Source organism: bacterium, assembly GCA_026129405.1.
Lineage (GTDB): Bacteria > Desulfobacterota > Binatia > DP-6 > DP-6 > JAHCID01.
In genome coordinates this window covers 800,486-822,633 of sequence record JAHCID010000002.1, presented here as the reverse complement: position 1 = coordinate 822,633, position 22,148 = coordinate 800,486, and the positions used below count along the sequence as shown (strand labels likewise).

Genomic DNA, 22,148 nt, shown 5'->3' with positions numbered 1-22,148 from the left:
CACGGGGGCGGTCACTGGATCGCGATGTCTTTGAGGAGCGAGAGCTCGTCCAGGACCTTACCGGCCCCCATCACCACCGCCGTCAGCGGGTCGTCGGCCAGCATCACGGGCAGCCCGGTCTCCTCGCGCAGCAGCGTGTCGAGGTTGCGCAGCAGCGCCCCGCCGCCCGCGAGCACGATGCCCTTGTCGACGATGTCGGACGCCAGCTCGGGCGGCGTCCGCTCGAGCCCGATGCGCACCGCCTCGACGATCTGGTTGATGGGCTCGAGGAGCGAGTCGCGGATCTCCTCGTCGGTGATCTCGACCGTCTTCGGCACCCCGGCCACGAGATCGCGTCCCTTGATCTCCATGGTCTGCACCTCGTTGCCGGGATAGGCGGAGCCGATCGTGATCTTGATCAGCTCGGCGGTGCGCTCGCCGACGAGCAGGTTGTACTTGCGCTTGATGTACTGGACGATCGCCTCGTCCATCTTGTCGCCGCCGACGCGCACCGACTTCGAGAAGACGATGCCGGCGAGCGAGATCACGGCGACCTCGGTGGTGCCGCCGCCGATGTCGACGATCATGTTGCCGGTCGGCTCGGTGATCGGCAGCCCGGCGCCGATCGCGGCGGCCATCGGCTCCTCGACGAGGTAGACCTCGCGCGCGCCGGCCGACTCGGCCGACTCGCGCACCGCCCGCTTCTCCACCTCGGTCACGCCGAACGGCACGCAGATGATGATGCGCGGCCGCACGAGCGTTTTCCGATTGTGGATCTTCTGGATGAAGTAGCGGAGCATCGCCTCCGTGATCTCGAAGTCGGCGATGACGCCGTCTTTGAGCGGCCGGATGGCGGTGATGTTGCCCGGTGTGCGCCCGAGCATACGCTTCGCTTCCGCGCCGACGGCGAGGACGCGACGACCACCGCGCGCGTCCTTTTGCACCGCCACCACGGAGGGCTCGTTGCACACGATGCCCTCCCCCTTCACGTAGACGAGGGTGTTGGCGGTACCGAGGTCGATCGCGAGATCGTTGGAGAAGAGTCCGAGGAGGCGGTCGAAGATCATGTAGCGTTTGCCATGGCAGCTAGCAGAAAGGTCATGGGTGGGCAATGAAACGCACGGCGTCGTGCAGGTTTGCAAACCCGGAGGGCGTCTTGTAGCTGTGGCCGCCGGTCTCCCGTGCTCGAGTCCATTCGCAAGTATTCCTCGTCGCTCGGCGTGAAGATCCTCTACGGACTTCTCGCCCTCTCGTTCGCCCTGTTCTTCGTCGCGCCCGGCAACGATCCGCGCGTCAACGTGGTCGCCGAGGTACAGGGAGAACGCATCACGCGCCAGCAGCTCGACAATCAGACCGCGCTGCTCGAGCGGCGCTTCGCCGAGTTGCTGCGCGGCGCCGCGCTGCCGCGCGGCTTCGACCTGCGCAGCCAGGCGCTCGATTCGCTGGTCGACGACGCGCTCTTCGCCCACGAGGCGCACCGGCTCGGGCTGGTCCCCACCGAGACCGACGTCATCGCCGCGATCCAGGAGATGCCCGAGCTCCAGGAGGACGGGCGCTTCAACCGCGAGCTGCTCCAGCGCGTCCTCGAGCTGAACCGCGACCGCGGCGAGTTCGAGGCGCAGGTGCGCCAGGACCTCATGAATCGCCGCGTGCGCGCGCTCGTCACCGACGGCGTCCAGGTCACCGACAGTGAGGTCGAGGCCCGCTACGCGCTCGAGCGCGAGCAGGTCGACCTGCGCTACGTGCGCGTCGACGCCGCCGCCCTCGCCGAGGGCCTCGAGCCCGGCGACGAGGAGCTGGCGAAGTACCTGGCCGACAACGCCGACCGCTATCGCACGCCGCCGCGCGTGCGCGCGCGCTACGTCGCCTACCGGCCGGCCGACTTCGCCGACGAGGCCGCGCCGTCCGACGCCGACGTCGTCGCCTACTACGACCGCGTGAAGGACGACCACTTCGCGCAGCCCGAAGAGGTCCGCGCGCGGCACATCCTGGTGGCCGTGGCGGCCGACGCCGACGAGGCCACGCGGGTCGCCGCCAGCAAGAAGGCCGACGATCTCCTCGCCAAGGCCAAGGGCGGCGCCGACTTCGCGCTCCTCGCCAAGGAGAGCTCCGACGATCCGGGCTCGAAGGAGAACGGCGGCGACCTCGGCTTCTTCCCGCGCGGTCGCATGGTGCCCGAGTTCGACGCCGTCGCCTTCACGCTCGAGCCGGGTCAGGTGAGCGAGATCGTCGAGAGCCCGTTCGGCCTGCACATCATCAAGGTCGAGGAGAAGCGCGAGGACGGGGCGAAGCCGCTCGAGGAGGTGCGCGAGCAGATCGTCCGCGCCCTCACCGACGAGCGCGCGATGGAGCTGGCCCACGAGCAGGCGCGCACCGACCGCCGCGCGGTCGTCCTGGGCAAGAAGCTCAGCGACGCCGTCGGCGATCGCAAGGTCGAGGAGACGCCGCCGTTCGCCGCCGACGCCACCATCCCGGGCGTCGGCCGCATCGAGGCGTTCAACGACGCCGCGTTCGCGCTCTCGCCCGACCAGCCGAGCGACCTCATCGAGGAGGACGACGTCGTCTACCTGCTCGAGCCGATCGAACGCCTCGAGCCCGCGGTTCCGCCGCTCGACGAGGTGCGCGACACGGTCAAGGCCGACGTCGTCCGGACGACGAGTGAGCGCCTCGCCCGCGAGAAGGCCGACCAGATCCTGACCCGGGCACGCGAGATCGGCTTCGACGCGGCGGCAGCGGAGGGGAAGCTGCCGGTCGAGGAGACGGGGCCGTTCGAGCGCCGCAGCGGCGTCGTGCCGAAGCTCGCGGGCGCGAACGACCTGCGCAACGACGCGTTCGCCCTGACGCCCGAGTCGCCCCTCGGCCCCAAGGTCTACCCGGTCGGCAGCGACGCCGTCGTCGTCGCGTTGAAGGAGCGCACGCCCGCCGACATGCAGGGCTTCGCCGACGCGAAGGACGGCCTGCGCCAGCAGCTCCTCCAGGAGCGGCAGGCCGAGACCGTCACCGCGTTCGTCACCTACCTGAAGGAACGCGCGCAGGCGGCCGGCGCGCTCGCGGTGAACGCCGACGCCGTCGGCGGCGAAGGCTGACGCGCCGCCGGGCTTCCGGCTGCCCGGCACGCGGCCGTTCGGCTGCGTCCTGCTCCATGGCTTCACCGCCACGCCGGCGGAGATGCGGCCCCTCGGTGAGGCGCTCGCCGCGGCGGGCTTCCCCGTCGTCGCCCCGGCGCTCGCGGGCCACGGCACCGAGGTCGCCGATCTCGCGCGCACCGGATGGCCGGACTGGCTCGCGTCGGCCGAGGCCGCGCTCGCGGCCCTGCGAGCCGAGGTGCCGCGCGTCGCGGTCGCGGGACTGTCGATGGGCGGGCTGCTCGCCCTCGTGCTCGCCGCGCGGCGGCCGCACGACGTCGCGGCCCTGGTCCTCGCCGCCCCCGCCCTGCGCCTCGCCGATCGGCGCATCGGGCTCTTGCCCTGGGCCGCGCGCATCCCCCCGCTGCGACGCCGGCTCGGGCTCATCCCGAAGCGCGGCGGACGCGACATCGCCGACCCCGACGCGCGCGCCGCGAGCCGCGCCTACGACGCCGCGCCGCTCGACGCCGTGCTCGCGCTCCTCGCCCTGCGGCGCGAGGCCCGGCGCGCGCTGCCGCGCGTGACCCAGCCCGTGCTCCTGCTCCAGGGACGGCTCGACCGCACGGTCCCCGCGTCGGTGGAGGCGCTCGTGCGCCGGCGCCTCGGCTCGCGCCGGCTCGAAACCGCGACGCTCGAGCACAGCGGCCACGTCCTCACCGAGGACGTCGACCGCGCCCGCGTCGGCGCGCTCGTCACGGACTTCCTCGGCCGCGTCGAGGCCGCGACTCAGGAGCGCTGAGCCGCGTCTTCGCCGTCCGTGGTCGCGGGTTGGCCTCGCGATTCCATGGCGAAGTGCAGCCGCGGATAGCGCAGCGGCATGCGCATGAGGTTGGCGACGAAGACGCCGGTGGCCATGCGGTCGATCCACGACGACGTCGGCCACCCGAAGCGGATCGTGAGCTCGCGCCCGCCGAGCTCCTCGTCGAGGAGCTCGAGCACCGAGTCGATGCTCGCCGAGACGCCGCCGCTCTGGATCGGGAAGCGGTAGTGGTTGGGCGACAGCTTGTCGGGAATCGACTGGCGGGTGTCGAAGAAGGTCACGTACACGCGTCCGGGGACGACGGCGCAGTCGGCTTCGCCGGGCCGGCGGAAGCAGACGTCGAGCGGCCCGTCGTGCTCGCCGAGCGCCAGGATCATCTCCATCGGATAGTCGCTGCGCCGCTTCTCCTTCACCTCGGGCCCGAAGCGACGCGAGAGCGGGATGCCGGCCAGGATGAAGACGCCGACCACGCTCGCCCACAGCCCGGTACCGTACGGGCGGTGCGAGGCGAGATAGACGAAGCAGGCGACCAGCAGCGCCTCGAGCAGCACCGTCACCGTGCGCGACGTGTAGTACTCGAGGATGTCCTTCGTCCCGCGGAAGAAACGGTAGATGATGAGGCAGCCGATGCTGATGCAGAAGCTCGCCAGCAGGCCCACCGCGTACATCTCGGCGAGCAGCTTCTGCGACCCCGCCGTGAGCAGGATGACGGCGGTGTAGAGCGACGCGTTCAGGACGTGGATGCGGTAGAGCGACGCGCGCCGGTTCGTCGCCGCCAGCCAGTCGGCGCGATATCGATGGGCCACCCGCTCGAGCAGCTCGGCCGAGGCGACGAAGGCGGTGTTCACCGCCATGATCAGGATGACGCTGCCGATGAGGCCGATGGCGACGCCGAAGGGGACGTTGCCGACGACCGTCGCGAAGTGCGGGATGAGATCCGCCTCGTGCGCGTCGAAGTCGATGGGTGCCGACAGCGCGAGCGCCGAGATGATCGGTGTCACGATGCCCACGGTCAGGGCGAGGAACCAGTACGCCTTGCGGATCTCGCGCCAGCCCGAGACGAACCCCGCCGTCTGGATCACGGACTCGATGCCCGAGTACGCCAGCACGCAGCTCGCGACGCCGATCGTGAGCACCGAGATCGCGTGCGCCACGCCGCCCTCGGTGATGGTCGAGACCACGTCGGTGGCGCTGCCGAGCATCACCCCGGGCGCCGACGGATCGAGGTTCAGGAAGCCGAGCGCGATGAGGTTCAGCAGCGCGACGGCCGCCACGCTGAAGATCGCGAAGGTCACGCGCGCGCTCTCGCGGATGCCGAGGATGTTCAGGCCGGCGATGCTCCAGATGACGGCGAGCACCAGCACCTGCTCGACCCGATCGGGCATGTCCCAGAACGCGTCGCTCTGGTTCACCGCGCTGACGCTCGAGATGCAGGCGGTGAGGATGTACGTCACCATGATCGAGGCCACGGCCACGAACGACGCGACCGGCCCCAGGACCAGATACGAGAACGAGTAGACGCCGCCGCCGAAGATCTTGTTGTGCTCGAGTATCTCGGCGATCTCGACCATCCGGCTCGACAGCACGCGCATGAGGAGCGACGTCGCCGCGATGAAGAAGATCGCCTGGTGGCCGATGAAGCGGTGCGCCTCGGCCGGCGCGTAGAAGATGGACGTCAGCTCGTCCATCAGCGTGATCAGCCCGATCGCGAACCAGGTGAGGTACCAGCGGCCGCCGCGCGCGTAGCCGAGCAGGCCCTGCTGCCGCGCCATCCAGGCGAAGAGGCCGACGAGCCCGAGGTTCAGGAGCACCAGGACGATCGGCGTCACGCGAGCTCCAGGGCGTCGAACAGCTGGTCGAGCGCGGCGACGCCGCGGAGGCGCGTCCCCGCCGGCGCGGCCAGGCCGCGCGCGTTGCCCGCCGGCAGGATGCACGTGCGGAAGCCCTGACGCGCCGCCTCGCGCACGCGGATCTCGGCGCGCGCCGCCGAGCGCACCTCGCCCGTCAGCCCGACCTCGCCCCAGACGACGACGTCGCTCGGCAAGGGCCGGCCGCGCGCGCTCGACGCCACCGCGGCGACGACGGCGAGATCGGCCGCCGGCTCGTCGACACGCAGCCCACCCGCGACGTTCAGGAACACGTCCTGGTCGTGCAGCTGCACGCGCATGCGCTTCTCCAGCACGGCGATGAGGAGGGCGACGCGGCCGGGGTCGAGCCCGATCGCCGTCCGCCGCGGCATGGCGAGCCCCGAGCGCGAGACCAGCGCCTGGATCTCGACCAGCATCGGCCGCGTCCCCTCGAGCGTCGCCAGCACCGCCGAGCCCGGCGCGTCGACCGGTCGCTCGGCCAGGAACGCCGCCGACGGGTTCTGCACCTCGGACAGCCCACCCTCGCCCATCTCGAAGACGCCGACCTCGTTGGTCGAGCCGAAGCGGTTCTTCACCGCGCGCAGCACGCGCAGCGCGTGGGCGCCGTCGCCCTCGAAGTAGCAGACGGTGTCGACGAGGTGCTCGAGCACGCGCGGGCCGGCGAGCGAGCCCTCCTTGGTGACGTGGCCGATCAGGATGCACGCGGTGCCGCTCGCCTTCGCCTGCGTCGCCACCAGCGCCGCCGACTCGCGCACCTGCCCGACGCTGCCCGGCGCCGAGCCGAGCGCCGCCGTGTGCAGCGTCTGGATGGAGTCGATGACGACGGCGACCGGGCGCAGGCGCTCCATCTGCTCGACGACGGCCTCGGCGCCCGTCTCGGGCAGGATGAGGACGCCGGCGTCGGCGAGCCCGAGTCGATCCGCGCGCAGCCGCACCTGCTCGGGCGACTCCTCGCCCGCGACGTACAGCACCGGCTGCCCCTGCGCGGCGAGATTCGACAGCGCCTGCAGCGTCAGCGTCGACTTGCCGATGCCGGGATCGCCGCCGAGCAGCACGAGCGAGCCGGCGACCAGCCCGCCGCCGAGGACGCGGTCGAGCTCGGCGAGACCCGTCGAGCGGCGGATCGCGTCGCCCGCGGTGACGCTGGCGAGCGGGCGTGGTCCGTCGGCGGCCGCCGGGCGCGTCGCGGCGTGGGAGCTGCGCGGGCGCGCGTCCGGCAGCGCCTCCTCGACGAGCGTGTTCCAGGCTTGGCAACCGGGGCACTGCCCGAGCCAGCGCGGCGAGGCGTGACCGCACTGCTGGCAGACGAACGCGGTGCGGACCGCGGACTTGCGCCCCTTGTCAACCACGGCGAATCATCGAGTTGACAAGCGCGGACAGGGCCGGCATCACCCGCGCGTGCCTGCGCTGGAGCGCGAGCTCAGGGAAGAGCTGGACCGGCTCGATGCCGACGGGCTGCGGCGGAGACTGCGTCCCCTGGACGGTCCCTCCGATGCCGAGGTGCTGGTCGACGGGCGCCCGATGCTGCTGCTCTCGTCGAACAACTACCTCGGCCTCGCCACCCATCCCGCGTTGCGGGCGGCGGCGCGGGCCGCGACCGACGCCTGGGGCTGCGGCGCGGGGGCGTCGCGGCTGATCGCCGGGCATCTCGCGCTCCACGCCGAGGTCGAGGACGCGCTCGCGCGTCTGAAGGGCACCGAGGCCGCGCTGCTGTTCCCGTCCGGCTACCAGGCCAACGTCGGCGCGATCACGGCGCTCGTCGGTCGCCGCGATCACGTCTTCAGCGACGCGCTCAACCACGCCAGCATCATCGACGGCTGCCGGCTCTCGCGCGCCACCGTCCACGTCTATCCCCACAACGACGCCTCGGCCCTCGAGCGGCTGCTCGCATCGACCCCGCCCGGGGGGCGGCGCCTCGTCGTCACCGACTCCGTGTTCTCCATGGACGGCGACCGGGCTCCGCTGCGCGAGCTCGTCGCTGTCGCGCGTCATTACCACAGCCACGTGATGGTGGACGAGGCCCACGCGACCGGCGTGCTCGGCCCCGGCGGCGCAGGTCTCGCCGCGGAGACCGCCACGACGGCCGACGTCGCCGTGCACATGGGCACGCTCGGTAAGGCACTCGGCGGCGCGGGGGCGTACGTCGCCGGCAGCCGGGCGCTGATCGACCTGCTGGTGAACCGGGCGCGCAGCTTCGTCTACACGACCGGGCTGCTGCCGGCCGCCGTCGGCGCGGCGGGTGCGGCGCTCGGGCTCGTCGCGCGCGAGCCGGAGCGGCGCGCGGCCCTGCGCCGCAACGCCGAACGGCTGCGTGGCGGGCTCGTCGCCCTCGGGCTCGACGTCCCCGGCGACACCCACATCCTTCCCGTCATGCTGGGCGACAACCGTCGCGCGCTCGCGCTCGCCGCCGCGCTCGCGGAGGAGGGCGTCCTCACCCACGCGATCCGTCCGCCCACGGTCCCGGCAGGCAGCGCGCGCCTGCGCGTGACGCCGATGGCCACCCACACCGAGGCGCAGATCGATCGCGCCCTCGACGCCTTCGCCCGGGCGCTGCGCGCGCTCGGGCGCCCCGGAGCCGCACGATGACCACGCCGCCGACCGAGCCGCAGACCCTGGTCGCCTGGGACCGCGCCCACCTCTGGCATCCGTTCACGCAGATGGGCGACTGGATGCGCGAGGAGCCGCTCGTGGTCGCCGAGGCGGAGGGCTGCTGGCTCGTCGACACCAGCGGGCGGCGCTACCTCGACGGCGTCTCGTCGCTGTGGTGCAACGTCCACGGCCATCGTCACCCGGTGCTCGACGCCGCCCTGCGCGCACAGCTGGACCGCGTCGCACACACGACGCTCCTCGGGCTCGGCAGCGTGCCGTCGATCGAGCTCGCCCGCGCGCTCGTCCAGGTCGTGCCGCCCGGGCTGACGCGGGTCTTCTACTCCGACGCGGGCGCGACCGCCGTCGAGGCGGCGCTGCGCATCGCGCTCCAGTACCACCAGCTGCGCGGCGACGAGCGGCGCGTGCGCTTCGCGTCGCTGGTCGAGGCCTACCACGGGGACACGCTCGGCGCGGTCGGGATCGGCTATTCGGAGACGTTCCACCGCTTCGTCGCCGGCGCCGTCGTGCCCGCGGTGCGGCTCACGCCGCCGCACGTCTTCCGCTGGCAGCGCGGGCTCGACGCGGACGCGGCCCTGAACGCCGCGATCGCCGACGCCGAGCGCACGCTGGCGGAGCATGGGCCGACGCTGGCCGCGGTGGTGGTGGAGCCGCTGGTGCAGGGCGCCGCCGGCATGTGGATCCATCCGCCCGCCTATCTCCGGGCGCTGCACGCGCTGGCCCACCGGCACGGCACCCTCCTCGTCGCCGACGAGGTGGCGACCGGGTTCGGGCGCACCGGGCGCATGTTCGCCTGCGAGCACGCCGGCATCACCCCCGACCTCCTCTGCATCGCCAAGGGCATCAGCGGCGGCTACCTGCCGCTCGCCGCGACCCTCGCCACCGAGGCGGTGTTCGACGCCTTCCTCGCGCCCTACGAGGACTTCCGCGCCTTCTTCCACGGCCACACCTACACCGGGAACGCGCTCGCCTGCGCGGTCGCCACGGCCAGCCTCGGGCTGTTCCGCACCGAGCGCACGCTCGAGCGCCTGGGCGCCCGCATCGCACGGCTGCACGCCCGCCTCGACGCCGACGTGGCCCCGCTGGCGCACGTCGGCGAGGTCCGCCAGCAGGGCGTGATGGTCGGCATCGAGCTCGTCGCCGACCGGGCCGCGCGCACGCCCTACCCGGCCGCGGCGCGCATCGGCCAGCGCGTGGTGCGGGCCGCCCGCGCACGCGGCGTCGTCGTGCGCCCGCTCGGCAGCGTGCTCGTGCTGATGCCGCCGCTGGCGATCACCGACGGCGAGCTCGACCTCCTGGTCGACGTCACGCGCGACGCCATCGTCGAGGCGACGGAGGGCTGAGGCGATGGGCGCGCTGTTCGTCACCGGGACCGACACCGGCGTCGGCAAGACCTTCGTCACCTGCGGCCTCGCGCTCGCATTGCGCGCGGCCGGACGGCGCGTCGCGGTGATGAAGCCCGTCGAGACGGGCGTCACCGACGAGCCCGAGGACGCGGTGCGCCTGCGTGCCGCCGCCGCCGATCCGGCGCCGCTCGACGTCGTCTGCCCCTGGCGCTTCCGCGCCCCCCTGGCGCCGAACGAGGCGGCGCGCGCCGAGGGCGCCGCGGTCGACGTCGACGCCCTGGTCGAGCGCGTGGGCGCGCGACGCCGGACGGCCGACGTCCTCCTCGTCGAAGGCGCCGGCGGGCTCCTCGTACCGATCCGCGACCGGCTCACCTGGCTCGACGTCCTCGGCCGCACCGGTCTCGAGCTGCTGATCGTCGCCGCGAACCGCCTCGGCGTGGTGAACCACGCCGCGCTGACGGCCCGCGTCGCGCGCGACGGCGGCGTGCGCGTGCGCGGCTTCGTGCTCTCGCACCCGACTCCGCCCGGCGATCCGTCGTGCACCCGCAATGCGTCAACGATTGCCGAGCTGACCGGGCTCCCCTGCCTCGCGGTGGTGCCGCACGCCCCCGACCCGGCCGCAACGATCGCGGTTTTCGACGCGGCGCGTTTCGACTCGTGAGATTTTCACTTCCAGGACCGCGAATTCCCTGCCAATTTCCTTGACAGCACGGCGGATGCGGCGATACCCACGACAGCGCCTGTTTCGGCCCACCGGTAGTCGCCACGCGCATCGCTCGCAAGGAGGTCGGGAATGAAGAAGCTCGGGAGGTACCTTTCCTTTTCCACAGCACTGTTGTTCGTGCTGGGCGGCGTCGCCTTCACGGCGGATCAGACCATTCTGGGTCGATCCCTGGTCGTGAAGGACCCAGGTGCGGCCACCAAACGCAAGGTCAGCAGCGTCGCCAAGGAGAAGGGCAGCATCAACACGATCGTCGGCAACCCGACCCTGTCGGGCAGTGCCGGCGGCGCCATCCTGACCATCTTCGTCGACGGGGCATCCTCGGCGAACCAGTCCTTCGTCCTGAACCAGGGCATCAGCACCACGGGCAAGTCCTTCTGGACTCCGAGCGGCACGACGGGCTTCAAGTATCGTGACCCGCGCGGCGACCAGGGCGCCGTGAAGCTCGTCGTCGTCAAGCGCAGCCCCAACGGCATGTTCTCGATCAAGGCCCTCGTCATCGGCAAGAACGGCCCGGTGTCGATCGTGCCCCCGAACCCCGGCACCGAGGGCTGCGTCGCCCTGAAGCTCGGCGTCGGCAACACCTCGACGGGCGATCGCTACCACATGAAGTTCGGCCCCGACGGCACGGTGAAGAACGTCGGCACCAAGCTGTTCAAGGTGAACAAGCCGCTCACCGAGGGCTTCTGCCCGAACGGCCCGACGCCGACGACGACCACTACGACCACGACCACCACGACGACGATCGTGCCGACCACGACCACCACCAGCTCGACCACGACGACCACGATGTACGGATCGCCGAGCCGGGCCTTCCTCGTCACACCCGCGGACCTGCTCGAATAGGCCCGCTCGCCTGGGCCGGGTTCGCCCGGCCCGCCCAATCCCCGACGCCCCCGGGAGGTTCCGCCTCCCGGGGGCGTCGTGCATAGAGGCCCATGGTGCGCTCGTCTCGCCTCGCCGTCGCTCTCGCCGCGGCTCTCGTGGCGGTCGCCCTCGCCGTGGCGGCGCGCGGGCTCGAGCGGCGCACCACCTGGTACCTCGCGAGCGATCAGTTCGCGTTCCTCACCTTCGCCGGCGACCTCGCACACGGGCGCGTCTTCCACGACCCGAGCGCGCTCGCCCTGCTCGCGGGCGGCACGCTGCCGGCGACGCCGGCCGACGCCTACTACCAGACGTACATCTGGAACGACGGCCGCCTCTACACGCGTTATCCGCCCGGCTACCCGGCGCTGCTCGCGGCCGCCGGCCTCCTCGGCGGCGAGATCGGGCGGCATGCGCTGAACCCCGTCCTCTACTGCGTGCTGCCGCTCGTGCTGTTCGCGCTGGCGCGACGCATGGACGCCGGGCTCGCCGCCGGCGCCGCCGTCGTCTGGCTGCTGCTGCTCGTCCCCGCCGAGGTGCACTACTGGGGGCTGACCGTGGCCCGCGACCTGCCGGCGCACCTGCTGGCGCTCGGCGGCGTCCTCGCGGGCCTGGGCGGCGGCCTCGCGGCGAGCGGCCTCGCGCTCGGGCTCGCGGCGACCATCCGACCCGACGCCGCGCTGTGGGGTCTCGCGACCGGGGCGGCGTCCTGGCGCGCGCGGCCCCGGCCGGGTCGGGTCGCCGCCGCGAGCACGGCCTTCCTCGCGGGCGCGCTGCCGCTGTTCGCGTACAACACGGTGACGCAGGGCCATCCGTTCGCGTTCACGCAGGGCAGCGAGTTCCGGCACGTGCTCTCCGCGGCGCCCCAGGCGTTCGCGCTCGCGAGCGGCATGGTGTCGGGCGGCGGCTTCCGCCTGTCCCACCTCGCGGACACGCTGCCGCTGCACGCCGACTATCTGCTGCGCGCGTTCGGCGCGCTGCTGCTGCCGGCGGCGGGGGCCCTCGTGTGGGCGCTGCGCGCGCGGCGCCCGGCCGTCCTGGCGCTGGTGCCCTACGCGGCGTTCGCCTTCCTCTTCTACAGCTGCTGGGGGCACGGCGACGCGCGCTATCTCGTCGGCGTCGTGCTCTGCCTGCTGCTCTTCGCGGCGGTCGGCGTGACGCGGTGGGCGCACTGGCTCGCGACGCCGGGGTGGACGCGGCCACGGCGTGCGCTGGCGGCGGTGCTGTCGGTCGCCGTCGTCGCCGCTGCCCCGCGCGTGCTGCCGCGCAACGACCCGGACCGGACGCGCCCCGTCGAGTACGCGGTCGCCGCGGGCCTCGGACTCGCCGGCGTGGTCGGCCTGGTCGCGCCGGGCGCGGCGCCACTCGCCGCCTTCGCGCCGGCGCTCGTGCTCGCGGGCGTCGGCGTGGCGCGGGCGGCGAGCGGCAGCGGGGAACGCGACGCCTTCCAGCGCGCGCAGGTGACGCGGGCGCGGACGGCGATCGAGACGCTCGTCCCCGCGGGCGCGCTCGTGCTGACCACGCCCGCGCTCGGGCGTCCGGCCGAGAACATCACCCACTACACGCACGCCGAGGCCCACTACTTCGGCGAGCTGCAGGCGCTCGGCAGCACCGGGCGCCGGACGGCGGAGGCCTATCTCGCGCAGGGCCGGCGCGTGTTCGTGCTGTGGCCGTCCGGCGGACGCCGCCCCCCGCTCGGCGGCCGGCGGGTCGTGCGCTCCTGGCACGGCGGGCGGGCGTTGCTCGACTGGTTCGTCGATCCGCGGCGCGCGCCCGACGGCGCGGATCTGATCGAGGTTCTGGGCTTCCCGCCGATCATGCCAGCGCGGCCGCGAGCGCGGCCTGGTGCACCGTCTTGAGCGGTACGCCCGCGGCCAGCGCCAGGCGGCGGCAGTCGTCGAACTCCGGGGCGACGTTGCGCGTGCCGTCGGGTGCGACGGCGATCTTCACCCGCACGCCGCCCCACGGCGTCGCGACGGTGCGCTCCTCGCGCGGCAGCACGAGCCGCTGCCAGGTCGCGAAGCGCAGCCCGATCGTCGACGTCTCCGCGAAGACGATCGTCGCCAGCCGATCGCGATCCGCCGGCTCGGCGAGCACGCGCAGCGTGGTTCCCGGCCGGCTCTTCTTCATCAGGGTGGGGACGAGGAACGCGTCGCGGGCGCCCGCCGCGAGCAGGCGCTCGAGCACGTGCTCGTAGAGCTGCGGGCTCATGTCGTCGATCGTCGCTTCGAGCACGACCACCTCGTCGCCGGCCGCGGCCTCGAGCGGCGTGCCGACGAGGATGCGCAGCAGGTTCGGCCGGTCGGCGAGGACGCGGTCGCCCGCACCGTAGCCGACGCCGTCGAGCCGCAGGCGCGGAAGCGGCGCCGGGGTCGCGAGCGCCGCGACGATGGCGGCACCGGTCGGCGTCACCAGCTCGGTCGTGGCCTCGTCGAGCACCACGGCACGCCCGCGCACCAGCTCGGTGACCGCCGGCCCCGGCAGCGGCAGGCGGCCGTGCGACGTGCGGACGAAGCCGCGCCCGAGCGGCAGCGGCGCGGCGTGCACGACGTCGACGCCGAGGTGCACGAAGCCGAGCGCAGCGCCCACCACGTCGACGATCGCGTCGAGCGCCCCGACCTCGTGGAAGTGGACGGCGTCGGTGGGCACGCCGTGCACGCGCCCCTCGGCTTCGGCGAGCCGGGCGAAGATCGCGAGGGCACGATCGCGCACGGCGGGAGCGAGACCGCCCGCGCCGAGCAACGTGCGGATCTCCGCCCAGGCACGATGGCCGTGCGCATGGCGGTGTGCGTGCGGGTCGTCGGGATGCTCGCCGTGCACGCGCACCTGGAACTTCGTCGCCGCGACGCCGGCGCGCTCGGTGCGCTCGCTCCACACCTCCACGTCGCGGAGCCCGAGGGCGCGGATGGCATCCCGCACGGCGTCGATCGGCATGCCGAGGTCGAGCAGCGCTCCGACCGTCATGTCTCCGGCGATTCCGGAGAAGGCATCGAGGTAGGCGACGCGCATCCGAGGGGTCGTTCGTCGTTGCAGGTCTGATTGACGGGTGGTAGGGTCGCCCGATTCTCATCCGGGACAGGGTTGCATGAGACAGCGGGAACTTAGCACGTTGCAACGGCTCCTACACGAACGGAAGCAGGAGCTGCTCGGAGAAGCAGGACGCACGGCCTCGGGGATGTCGGAGCGCGAGCATTTCCCCGACCCCACGGATCGCGCCCTTCTCGAGGGCAACCGCAACCTGGTGCTCCGCATCCGCGACCGCGAGCGCAAGCTGATCTCGAAGATCGACGAAGCGCTGGGCCGCATCGACGACGGCACCTACGGCAAGTGCGAGGAGTGCGGCGCCGAGATCGGCTTCGCCCGCCTGAAGGCGCGGCCGGTCACCACGCTCTGCATCGCCTGCAAGAGCGAGCAGGAAGCCGACGAGCGGCGACGCCGCTACTCGTGATCGCGTGGCGCCCGGCGACTACGACGCCTTGCGCCACTTGATCGAGCACCCCATCGACGGGATCTGCGGCGTCGGCGGCGCACCGCCCGCCAGCAACGCCTCGAACGCCGCCGCGAGCTCGCGGCGCGCGACCTTGTCCGGCTCCTTCCAGTTGTCGTCGAGGCGACCGTGGTAGGCGAGACGGCGCTCGGGCCCGTACACGTAGATGTCGGGTGTGCACACCGCGGCGAACGCGCGCGCGACGGTTTGCTCCGCGTCGACCAGATACGGGAAGCCGTAGGCCTTCTCCGTCCAGCGCGCGAGCAAGCGCGACGGCGCGTCGTCGGGATAGGCGACGGGATCGTTCGAGCAGATGCCGACGAGCTGGACGCCGCGCGGCCCGTACTCCGCCGCGAGCGCGATCACGCGGTCCTCGATCGCCTGCACGTAGGGACAGTGGTTGCAGATGAAGAGGACGCAGAGGACGGGGCGGTCGCGGAAGTCGTCGCGCGCCGCGACTCCGCCGTCGACGGTGGGCAAACGGAAATCGGGGCACGGACTGCCGAGCGGGACGTCCTGGTTCTCCGTGAGCGCCATGCCCTCTCGCTAGCGCCGGCGCCCGGCGCCCGCAAGCCGGCCGGCGCGTGAACGTCGTCGTCGATCTGCCCGCCGTGCGTCCCGGTCGCTTCGCGGCCGCGCATGCCGGCGAGCCGCTCGGTGACGAGGCCCGGACACTGCGCTCCCTCCTGCGCGCCGCGCCGGCCCAGGTCGAGGAGATCCGCGACGGCATCGCGCTGGTGCTGAGGCTCGACGTGCAAGCGCTCGCGGCGCTGGCCGACGCCACGCGTGCCCTCGCCGACCGCTGGCCGTTCCTGTCGTTCCGCCTGCTCGAGGACGCACCCCGCTGCCGGCTCGAGGTGACGGGCACCGGCGCGGGCGGCGGCTTCGCGCGCGCGGTGTTCCGCGAGCTGGCCGCCTGAGCCCAGACGCGATCGGGTTGCGCGAGCGTTCCCGTCGTGTAGTTGAACCCGGCCCCGTTCATGTCGCCGGCCGCCCTCGCCATCCTCGCCACGCTCGCCGTCAGCGCCATCGCGCTCGTCGGCATCGTGTTCTTCGTCACGGCACGGCCGAAGGAGCGCAGCGAGACGGTCCTGCTCAGCTTCGCGGCCGGCGTGCTGCTCGCGACGACCTTCCTCGAGCTCGTGCCGGAGGCGGTCGAGAAGGCCGGCGGGGACGGGCGGATCTTCGTGGCGACGCTGGCGGCGATGATCGGCTTCTTCCTCCTCGAGCGCCTCCTGCACGGCTTCCACGAGCACGAGGAGATCCACACCGCGCCGTCGCGCTGGCTCATCCTGATCGGCGACGGACTCCACAACTTCATCGACGGCGTCGTCATCGCGGCGAGCTTCGCCGTGAGCCCCGAGCTGGGCTTCCTCACCACGCTCGCGGTGGCGATCCACGAGATCCCGCAGGAGCTGGCCGACTTCACGATCCTGGTGGCCGGCGGCTTCACTCTGCGGCAGGCGCTCTTCCTGAACCTGGCCTCCGGCATCACGGCCGTGTTCGGCGCCCTGGCCTTCATCGCGCTCGAGCACACGCTGGAGAGCCGCATCGCGTGGTTCATGAGCACGACCGCCGGCATGTTCATCTACATCGCCGCGTCCGACCTGATCCCGCAGCTGCACCACCATCGCAAGGGACCGAACGCGCTGGTCTACGCGCCCTTCCTCGGCGGCGTCGCCGTCATCGCGGCGCTGAGCGCCGTGCTCGGGCACTGAGCACGCGTCAGCCGTCCCCGTAGAGCGCGGTCGCGCGCCGCTGCATCTCGTCGGTGGACACGTCCTCGATGCGCGTCGACACGATCCACTGGTGCCCGAACGGATCCGCGACCCGTCCCGCCCGCTCGCCGTAGAACTGGTCCGCGACCGGGATGACGACCGTCGCACCGGCGGCGACCGCACGCGCGACCACGGCGTCGACGTCCGGCACGTTGAGCACGAGGCGCACCGCGGTTCCGCCGAGGCTCGCCGGGCTGTGGTTGCCCCAGGCGGCGTTCTCCTCGGCGAGCATCACCGGCGCGCCGCCGAGCCGCACCTCGGCGTGGATGACGCCGCCGGCGGGATCGACCAGGCGTCGCGTCTCCTCGGCACCGAAGGCGTCACGATAGAAGGCGAGCGCACGCGAGGCGTCGCGCACGCTGAGATAGGGGACGACGGTCGGATACTCCGGCATGTCCCGGATCATGCCGGAGGTGCGGCCCGGCGTCTTGGAGAAAAAGCTCACAGCGGCGCGCGCCGCAGGCGCAGCGCGTTGCCGATGACCGACACCGAGCTGAGGCTCATGGCCGCCGCCGCGAGCATGGGGCTCAGCAGGACGCCGAACCACGGATACAGCACGCCCGCGGCCACGGGCACGCCGAGCGCGTTGTAGACGAACGCGAAGAAGAGGTTCTGGCGGATGTTCGCCATCACCGCGTGCGAGAGACGCCGCGCGCGCACGATGCCGCCGAGGTCGCCCCGCAAGAGCGTGACGCCCGCGCTCTCCATCGCGACGTCGGTACCGGTCCCCATCGCGATGCCGACGTGGGCGCGCGCCAGCGCCGGCGCGTCGTTGACGCCGTCGCCGGCCATGGCGACGACGCGGCCCTCGCCGATCAGCCGCTCGACGACGTCGCGCTTGTGCGCGGGCAGGACCTCCGCCGCCACGTCCGTGATGCCGAGCTGCCGCGCCACCGCCTCGGCCGTGGCGCGCGCGTCGCCCGTCAGCATGACGATGCGCAGCCCCGCCGCACGCAACGCCGCCAGGGCGTCGGACGTCGTCGCCTTGATCGGATCGGCGACGCCGACGAGCCCCGCCGCCGCGCCGTCGACGACGACGAACATGACCGTCTGCCCCTCGGCCCGCAGAGCCTCCGCACGGCCCGCGAGCGCCCCGGGATCGATGCCGAGCGCGTCGAGGAGGGCCCGGTTGCCGAGCCCGACACGGCGTCCGTCGACGATGCCGGTGACGCCCTTTCCGGTCTCGGACGCGAAGTCGCGCGTCTCGGCGAGCGACATGCCGCGCTCCTCGGCACCGCGCACGATCGCGGCCGCCAGCGGATGCTCGCTGCCGCGCTCGAGGCTGGCCGCGAGGCGGAGCAGCTCGTCCCCTCCCTCGACGGTGACGAGCCGCGGCTTGCCCTCCGTGAGCGTACCGGTCTTGTCGACGACGATGGTGTCGACCCGCTCCATCACCTCGAGCGCCTCGGCGTTCTTCACGAGGACGCCCGCCTGCGCACCCCGCCCCGTCCCGACCATGATCGACATCGGCGTCGCCAGCCCGAGGGCGCACGGGCACGCGATGATGAGGACCGACACCGCGGCGACGAGCGCGCCGGCGAGCCGCGGCTCGGGGCCGACGAGCATCCAGACGACGAACGCCGCCACGGCCACCGCGACCACGGCGGGCACGAACCACGCCGCCACCACGTCGGCGAGCCGCTGGATCGGCGCGCGGCTGCGCTGCGCCTCGCTCACCATGCGCACGATCTGTGCGAGCAGCGTGTCGCGCCCCACCCGCGTCGCACGCACGACGAGCCCGCCCGTCCCGTTGACCGTGCCGCCGGTGACGGCCGCGCCCGCGCTCTTCTCGACGGGAACCGGCTCGCCGCTGATCATCGCCTCGTCGACGGCGCTGCGGCCCTCGAGCACGACGCCGTCGACCGGCACCTTCTCGCCCGGACGCACGCGCAGGCGATCGCCGACCTGGACGGCGTCGAGCGCGACGTCCTCCTCGCTGCCGTCGTCGCGGAGCCGCCGTGCGGTCTTCGGCGCCAGGCCGAGCAGCGCGCGGATCGCGCTCCCCGTCTGGCTGCGCGCCCGCAGCTCGAGCACCTGGCCGACGAGGACGAGCGTCGTGATGACCGCCGCCGCCTCGAAGTAGAGCGGCACGCCGTGCGCCCCCGCGGCCGGGATCGCATGCGGGAAGAGCACCGCGACGACGCTGTAGCCCCACGCCACGCCCGTGCCGATCGCGATCAGCGTGAACATGTTCCAGTTGCCGCTGCGCACCGAGGCCATCCCGCGCGCGAAGAACGGCGCCCCGCCGAAGAACACCACCGGGGTCGCGAGCGCGAGCTGGAGCCACGCCAGCGCCGTCCACGGCAGCGCGTGCTGCACGGGCTGGCCCGGCAGGAGATCCGACATCGCGAGCAGGAACAGCGGCACGGTGAGGACGGCGGAGACCCGGAGCCGGCGGCTCATGTCGAGCAGCTCGGGATCCGGACGCTCGGCGGTCTCGAGCGTGATCTCGCGCGGCTCGAGCGCCATGCCGCAGATCGGGCAGCTGCCGGGGCCGCGCTGCACGACCTCGGGATGCATGGGGCAGGTGTATTCGGCGTCGGGGTCCGCCGCAGGCGCGTGGCCCGCGGCGGGCGCCCCCGCGGCGCCGGACCCCACGGCATGCCCGTCGCACGCGTGAGCGCCGGCGGACGCACCGGCCGCCTTGGCGAGAAAGCCCTGTGGATCGGCCGCGAAGCGCTCGCGGCAGCGGGCGCCGCAGAAGTGGTACGCGACCCCGTCCAGCTCGTGGCGGTGCGGCGTCTTCTCCGGGTCCACGGTCATGCCGCAGACGAGATCGCGGGTGCCCTCGGCCATGCGCTCGGATCTGGAGACGCCGGACGTGCGAGTCAACGCGCGCGGCACGCGCCGTGCTTCTGCCTCTCCGCATGCGGTGGCTGCTCGTGGTGATGATGGTCGGTGGGCTGGGCATCGGCGGCGCATCCGGCGCCCGCAGCAGTCCGGCGCTGGAACCGCCGCGCGCAACGGATCTGTTGCGCGCGCAACGCATGGCCGAGGACGTCGAGGACCGCCGCCGGATGCCGGCGGCGCAACGGGGCTCGCGGTGGCGGCGGGGTGGCGAGGGCGGATGGGGAAGCCGCGAGGGGTCCGCGTCCCCGCGGGGCGGCGAGGCGATCGAGGAGACGCCGCCGTCCCGTCGGGGGCGCGGCGGAAAGTGAGACCGCGGGGCGGCGAACGCCGTCCCGCACGAAGGGCCGGCGGTGCGTCGCCACCCCCGACGTGCCGCCGGCCCCGCAGGCGCGCGAGAAAAGCTCGCGCCCGGCGCAACGACGGGAATCGACGCCCGCTGCGCGCCGGCTAGCGTGCTTTCTGTCGATGCGATCTCTCCGGCGCCGTCGCGTGCCGGCCGTCGCGCTCCTGCTTCTCAGCAGCAGCGTCGGCCCGCCGCCGTCAACCACCACGACGACACGGCCGGCCACCGGCACGCCGCGCGTCCCGGCCGACTACCCGACCTCCAGACCGCCGTCGCCGCCGCGCGCGCCGGCACGATGATCCTCTTCGCCCCGGCGACCACGTGGAGTCGGTGCGCGCGACGGCCTCAGCATCGCCGGCACCGATCCAGGCGCGCCGCCCACCATCGTCGGCACGTACGACGCCGTACGCTTGAATCGCGTCCGCGGCACGTCGCTCGCCGACCTCCACCTCGAGAACGGCGCCCTCGCGATCCGCGGGAACGGCGGCGCCGCGAACACGATCGCGCGCGTCACGACCGCCGGCACCCGCGGCGAGAGGGCATCGAGACTGGTCGACGCTCCCGGCAGCGCGATCGTCGACACCCGGTCACCGGCAGCTACCGCGAGGGCATCCGCGTGAACGGATCGGCCCGACGTCCGCGTCGAGCGCAATATGCTGACGTCGCCCCGCAGCGGCATAGGCGCTTGGCGACGTCCCCCGCGCCGTGCTGCGCGACAACGCCGTCCGGGACGCCTACGACCACGGCCTCCGCATCGACGATGCCGACGACCTCGTCCCCCCTCACCGACAACCAGACCGCCGACGACCACAGCGCCGGCCTCCGCCTCGAGAACGCGCCCCCGTTCGACAATCGTTGCCGGCGTCCTGGCCGCCGGCCATGCCGGCACCGGCAAGACGCCAGGCCGACGTCGTCGTCCATCCGTGACCTTCCCGGTTGACCACCGCGGAGGGCCTGGGTATAGCCGAGCCTCCTCGTTTCACCACCTCGCCGTGTCGTCCGTGCGCCGTCCTGGCGCGTTTCGTGTGGGGCCGTAGCTCAGCTGGGAGAGCGCTAGAATCGCACTCTAGAGGTCGGGGGTTCGACTCCCCTCGGCTCCACTTCTTCTTCTCGCAGGCTTAGGACACCGAAGAGAGCGGCCTTCGACCGCAAGTGGCAGTTCTGGTGGCAGTTCCACTCCGCACAGCGCGCTTCGAGTCGTGCGCTGACAGAGGGTGTCCTGCCCGCCGTCATAGCCGCTGCGGGGCTCGGAGTGACGCGGCGCCGGGTTACGATCGCGTCCGCCGTCATAGCTGAGACGACGTTAGCATCTTCCAGCTCCCGCGGAGCACGCCGTCATAGCTCGAGGCGGCCTGAGGCCGCCCTACCAAGAGCTGCGCCAGCAGCGGGGCTACGGCGGGAGCTACGACACGGTGAAGCGGTTCGTGCAGCCACTGCGCGCCGTGCGGCTGCAGGCCGAGCGCGCGCTGATCCGCTTTGAAACGCCGCCCGGCCACCAGAGCCAGATCGACTGGGGCCAGGCGCGCGTGCACTTTCGCCACCAGCCCGTCGTGCGCCATGTCTTCGTGCTGACGCTCGGCTTCAGCCGCCGGAGCTTCTACCGCGGCTGCGCGGCCGAGACGCTGCCGCTGTTTCTGGACGCCCACGAGCGGGCCTTCGAGCACTTCGGCGGCCACACCCAGGAGCACCTGTACGATCGGCCTCGCACCGTCTGTCACGGCGGCGTCGGCCGGGACGTCGTGTGGAATCCGACGTTCAAAGCGTTCGCCGACTACTGGAGTTTCGAGCCCCGAGTCTGTCAGCCGTACCGGGCGCAGACCAAGGGCAAGGTCGAGAGCGGGTGAAGTACTGCCGCCGCAATTTCCTGCCCGGCCGAACCTTCATCGACGAGGTCGACTTCGACGAGCAGCTGGTGCAGTGGACCACCGAGATTGCCGATGTCCGTGTCCACGGCACGACCCACGAGCGGCCGATCGATCGCTTCGCCCGCGAGCAGGCGCTGCTCATCCCCACGGCCGGCCAGGCCGGCTTTCGCCTCGACACCCGGCAGGCCCGGATCGTTGCCGACGACTATCTCGTCAGCTTCGAGACGAATCGCTACTCCGTCCCTTTCCGGCTGATCGGGCAGCCGGTCGAGGTCCTCCGGCAGGCGGGCACGCTGCACGTCTTCCATCGCGGGACGCTCGTGGCGACGCACCCTGAGCTCTGCGGCAAGCACGAGGTCCGCATCCTGCCTGAGCACGGGCCGTGGCCCATTGCCCGCATCACCCGGCAGCGGCCGTCGACCCGCGGGCCGGCGACGGGCGATCCGCGCCAGCTCGGCACCGACGTCGAGATCCGCGACCTCGGCGTCTACGACGCGCTCGGCGCCGGCGAAGCGGTGTCGTCATGAAGGCCGCCCAGCTCGAGCGACTGCAGGA

At 72.8% G+C, this 22,148-nt stretch carries 20 protein-coding genes and 1 tRNA gene; 14 read left to right on the top strand and 7 right to left on the bottom strand.

Annotated features, from left to right (window positions below; genetic code table 11):
- Positions 1–11: 11 nt before the first annotated feature.
- Positions 12–1,046, bottom strand: coding sequence for a rod shape-determining protein (locus tag KIT14_12060; protein MCW5891271.1), 1,035 nt, complete (start codon positions 1,044–1,046; stop codon positions 12–14).
- A 114-nt stretch (positions 1,047–1,160) separates the two neighbouring features.
- Here KIT14_12060 and KIT14_12055 point away from each other — a divergent pair, with 114 nt between their 5' ends.
- Both KIT14_12055 and KIT14_12050 read left to right on the top strand, forming a co-directional pair.
- On the top strand, positions 1,161–3,065 hold the full coding sequence (locus KIT14_12055) for a peptidylprolyl isomerase (protein ID MCW5891270.1): 1,905 nt from the start codon (positions 1,161–1,163) through the stop codon (positions 3,063–3,065).
- 82 nt (positions 3,066–3,147) lie between these two features.
- A complete protein-coding gene (locus KIT14_12050) occupies positions 3,148–3,843 on the top strand; it encodes an alpha/beta fold hydrolase (protein ID MCW5891269.1) in 696 nt (231 codons plus the stop codon).
- Here the strand turns inward: KIT14_12050 and KIT14_12045 are convergent.
- Positions 3,831–5,693, bottom strand: a complete 1,863-nt coding sequence (locus KIT14_12045; protein ID MCW5891268.1) for an amino acid permease — start codon at positions 5,691–5,693, stop codon at positions 3,831–3,833. The genes KIT14_12050 and KIT14_12045 overlap by 13 nt on opposite strands.
- Positions 5,690–7,081, bottom strand: a complete 1,392-nt coding sequence (gene radA, locus KIT14_12040) for a DNA repair protein RadA (protein MCW5891267.1) — start codon at positions 7,079–7,081, stop codon at positions 5,690–5,692. Before radA ends, KIT14_12045 begins: the two co-directional genes overlap by 4 nt.
- 58 nt (positions 7,082–7,139) lie before the next feature.
- Here radA and bioF point away from each other — a divergent pair, with 58 nt between their 5' ends.
- The 5 genes from bioF (at position 7,140) to KIT14_12015 (ending at position 13,129) form a co-directional block, all read left to right on the top strand.
- A complete protein-coding gene (gene bioF, locus KIT14_12035; protein ID MCW5891266.1) occupies positions 7,140–8,318 on the top strand; it encodes an 8-amino-7-oxononanoate synthase in 1,179 nt (392 codons plus the stop codon).
- Positions 8,315–9,682 (top strand): adenosylmethionine--8-amino-7-oxononanoate transaminase, encoded by a 1,368-nt coding sequence (gene bioA / locus KIT14_12030; protein ID MCW5891265.1) that lies wholly within the window; start codon positions 8,315–8,317, stop codon positions 9,680–9,682. The genes bioF and bioA overlap by 4 nt, the downstream gene beginning before the upstream one ends.
- Before the next feature lie 4 nt (positions 9,683–9,686).
- Positions 9,687–10,346 carry a dethiobiotin synthase gene (bioD, locus tag KIT14_12025; protein MCW5891264.1) on the top strand — a complete coding sequence of 220 codons (660 nt, stop codon included), beginning with the start codon at positions 9,687–9,689 and terminating at the stop codon, positions 10,344–10,346.
- 132 nt (positions 10,347–10,478) lie between these two features.
- A complete protein-coding gene (locus tag KIT14_12020) occupies positions 10,479–11,252 on the top strand; it encodes a hypothetical protein (protein ID MCW5891263.1) in 774 nt (257 codons plus the stop codon).
- A gap of 137 nt (positions 11,253–11,389) precedes the next feature.
- Positions 11,390–13,129, top strand: a complete 1,740-nt coding sequence (locus KIT14_12015) for a hypothetical protein (protein MCW5891262.1) — start codon at positions 11,390–11,392, stop codon at positions 13,127–13,129.
- Here KIT14_12015 and larC read toward each other — a convergent pair.
- The gene (gene larC / locus KIT14_12010; GenBank protein MCW5891261.1) at positions 13,086–14,279 is read right to left on the bottom strand and encodes a nickel pincer cofactor biosynthesis protein LarC; all 1,194 of its coding nucleotides are present in this window, start codon (positions 14,277–14,279) and stop codon (positions 13,086–13,088) included. The genes KIT14_12015 and larC overlap by 44 nt on opposite strands.
- Positions 14,280–14,355: 76 nt before the next feature.
- Here larC and dksA point away from each other — a divergent pair, with 76 nt between their 5' ends.
- A complete protein-coding gene (dksA, locus tag KIT14_12005; protein MCW5891260.1) occupies positions 14,356–14,718 on the top strand; it encodes an RNA polymerase-binding protein DksA in 363 nt (120 codons plus the stop codon).
- 18 nt (positions 14,719–14,736) lie between these two features.
- Here dksA and KIT14_12000 read toward each other — a convergent pair whose 3' ends face one another.
- The gene (locus KIT14_12000) at positions 14,737–15,294 is read right to left on the bottom strand and encodes a thioredoxin family protein (GenBank protein MCW5891259.1); all 558 of its coding nucleotides are present in this window, start codon (positions 15,292–15,294) and stop codon (positions 14,737–14,739) included.
- Positions 15,295–15,341: 47 nt separating this feature from the next.
- On the opposite strand from KIT14_12000, the gene KIT14_11995 reads away from it, so the two are divergent.
- Together KIT14_11995 and KIT14_11990 are read left to right on the top strand one after the other, a co-directional pair.
- The gene (locus KIT14_11995) at positions 15,342–15,677 is read left to right on the top strand and encodes a hypothetical protein (protein ID MCW5891258.1); all 336 of its coding nucleotides are present in this window, start codon (positions 15,342–15,344) and stop codon (positions 15,675–15,677) included.
- 60 nt (positions 15,678–15,737) lie between these two features.
- Entirely contained in the window at positions 15,738–16,475 is a 738-nt protein-coding gene (locus tag KIT14_11990; GenBank protein MCW5891257.1) for a ZIP family metal transporter, read from the top strand.
- Positions 16,476–16,482: 7 nt separating this feature from the next.
- Here the strand turns inward: KIT14_11990 and KIT14_11985 are convergent, their stop codons facing one another.
- Together KIT14_11985 and KIT14_11980 are read right to left on the bottom strand one after the other, a co-directional pair.
- Positions 16,483–16,941, bottom strand: coding sequence for a VOC family protein (locus tag KIT14_11985; GenBank protein MCW5891256.1), 459 nt, complete (start codon positions 16,939–16,941; stop codon positions 16,483–16,485).
- Between the two features lie 35 nt (positions 16,942–16,976).
- Complete coding sequence (locus tag KIT14_11980; protein MCW5891255.1) at positions 16,977–19,331, bottom strand: heavy metal translocating P-type ATPase; 2,355 nt, start codon at positions 19,329–19,331, stop codon at positions 16,977–16,979.
- Positions 19,332–19,402: 71 nt separating this feature from the next.
- Here KIT14_11980 and KIT14_11975 point away from each other — a divergent pair, with 71 nt between their 5' ends.
- From KIT14_11975 to KIT14_11960, 4 genes are all read left to right on the top strand, one after another.
- Complete coding sequence (locus KIT14_11975; protein MCW5891254.1) at positions 19,403–19,693, top strand: hypothetical protein; 291 nt, start codon at positions 19,403–19,405, stop codon at positions 19,691–19,693.
- A 1,062-nt stretch (positions 19,694–20,755) separates the two neighbouring features.
- A tRNA-Ala gene (locus KIT14_11970) sits at positions 20,756–20,828 on the top strand.
- Positions 20,829–21,065: 237 nt separating this feature from the next.
- Positions 21,066–21,572, top strand: a complete 507-nt coding sequence (gene istA / locus KIT14_11965) for an IS21 family transposase (GenBank protein MCW5891253.1) — start codon at positions 21,066–21,068, stop codon at positions 21,570–21,572.
- Complete coding sequence (locus tag KIT14_11960; GenBank protein ID MCW5891252.1) at positions 21,569–22,120, top strand: hypothetical protein; 552 nt, start codon at positions 21,569–21,571, stop codon at positions 22,118–22,120. Before istA ends, KIT14_11960 begins: the two co-directional genes overlap by 4 nt.
- The last annotated feature ends 28 nt before the right edge of the window (positions 22,121–22,148 follow it).

Coding starts and splice junctions, on each gene's coding strand:
- KIT14_12060 (MCW5891271.1), bottom strand. CDS start 1,046: ATGATCTTCGACCGCCTCCTCGGACTCTTCTCCAACGATCTCGCGATC.
- KIT14_12050 (MCW5891269.1), top strand. CDS start 3,148: ATGCGGCCCCTCGGTGAGGCGCTCGCCGCGGCGGGCTTCCCCGTCGTC.
- bioA (MCW5891265.1), top strand. CDS start 8,315: ATGACCACGCCGCCGACCGAGCCGCAGACCCTGGTCGCCTGGGACCGC.
- bioD (MCW5891264.1), top strand. CDS start 9,687: ATGGGCGCGCTGTTCGTCACCGGGACCGACACCGGCGTCGGCAAGACC.
- KIT14_12020 (MCW5891263.1), top strand. CDS start 10,479: ATGAAGAAGCTCGGGAGGTACCTTTCCTTTTCCACAGCACTGTTGTTC.
- larC (MCW5891261.1), bottom strand. CDS start 14,279: ATGCGCGTCGCCTACCTCGATGCCTTCTCCGGAATCGCCGGAGACATG.
- dksA (MCW5891260.1), top strand. CDS start 14,356: ATGAGACAGCGGGAACTTAGCACGTTGCAACGGCTCCTACACGAACGG.
- KIT14_12000 (MCW5891259.1), bottom strand. CDS start 15,294: ATGGCGCTCACGGAGAACCAGGACGTCCCGCTCGGCAGTCCGTGCCCC.
- KIT14_11990 (MCW5891257.1), top strand. CDS start 15,738: ATGTCGCCGGCCGCCCTCGCCATCCTCGCCACGCTCGCCGTCAGCGCC.
- KIT14_11985 (MCW5891256.1), bottom strand. CDS start 16,941: ATGATCCGGGACATGCCGGAGTATCCGACCGTCGTCCCCTATCTCAGC.
- KIT14_11980 (MCW5891255.1), bottom strand. CDS start 19,331: ATGGCCGAGGGCACCCGCGATCTCGTCTGCGGCATGACCGTGGACCCG.
- KIT14_11975 (MCW5891254.1), top strand. CDS start 19,403: ATGCGGTGGCTGCTCGTGGTGATGATGGTCGGTGGGCTGGGCATCGGC.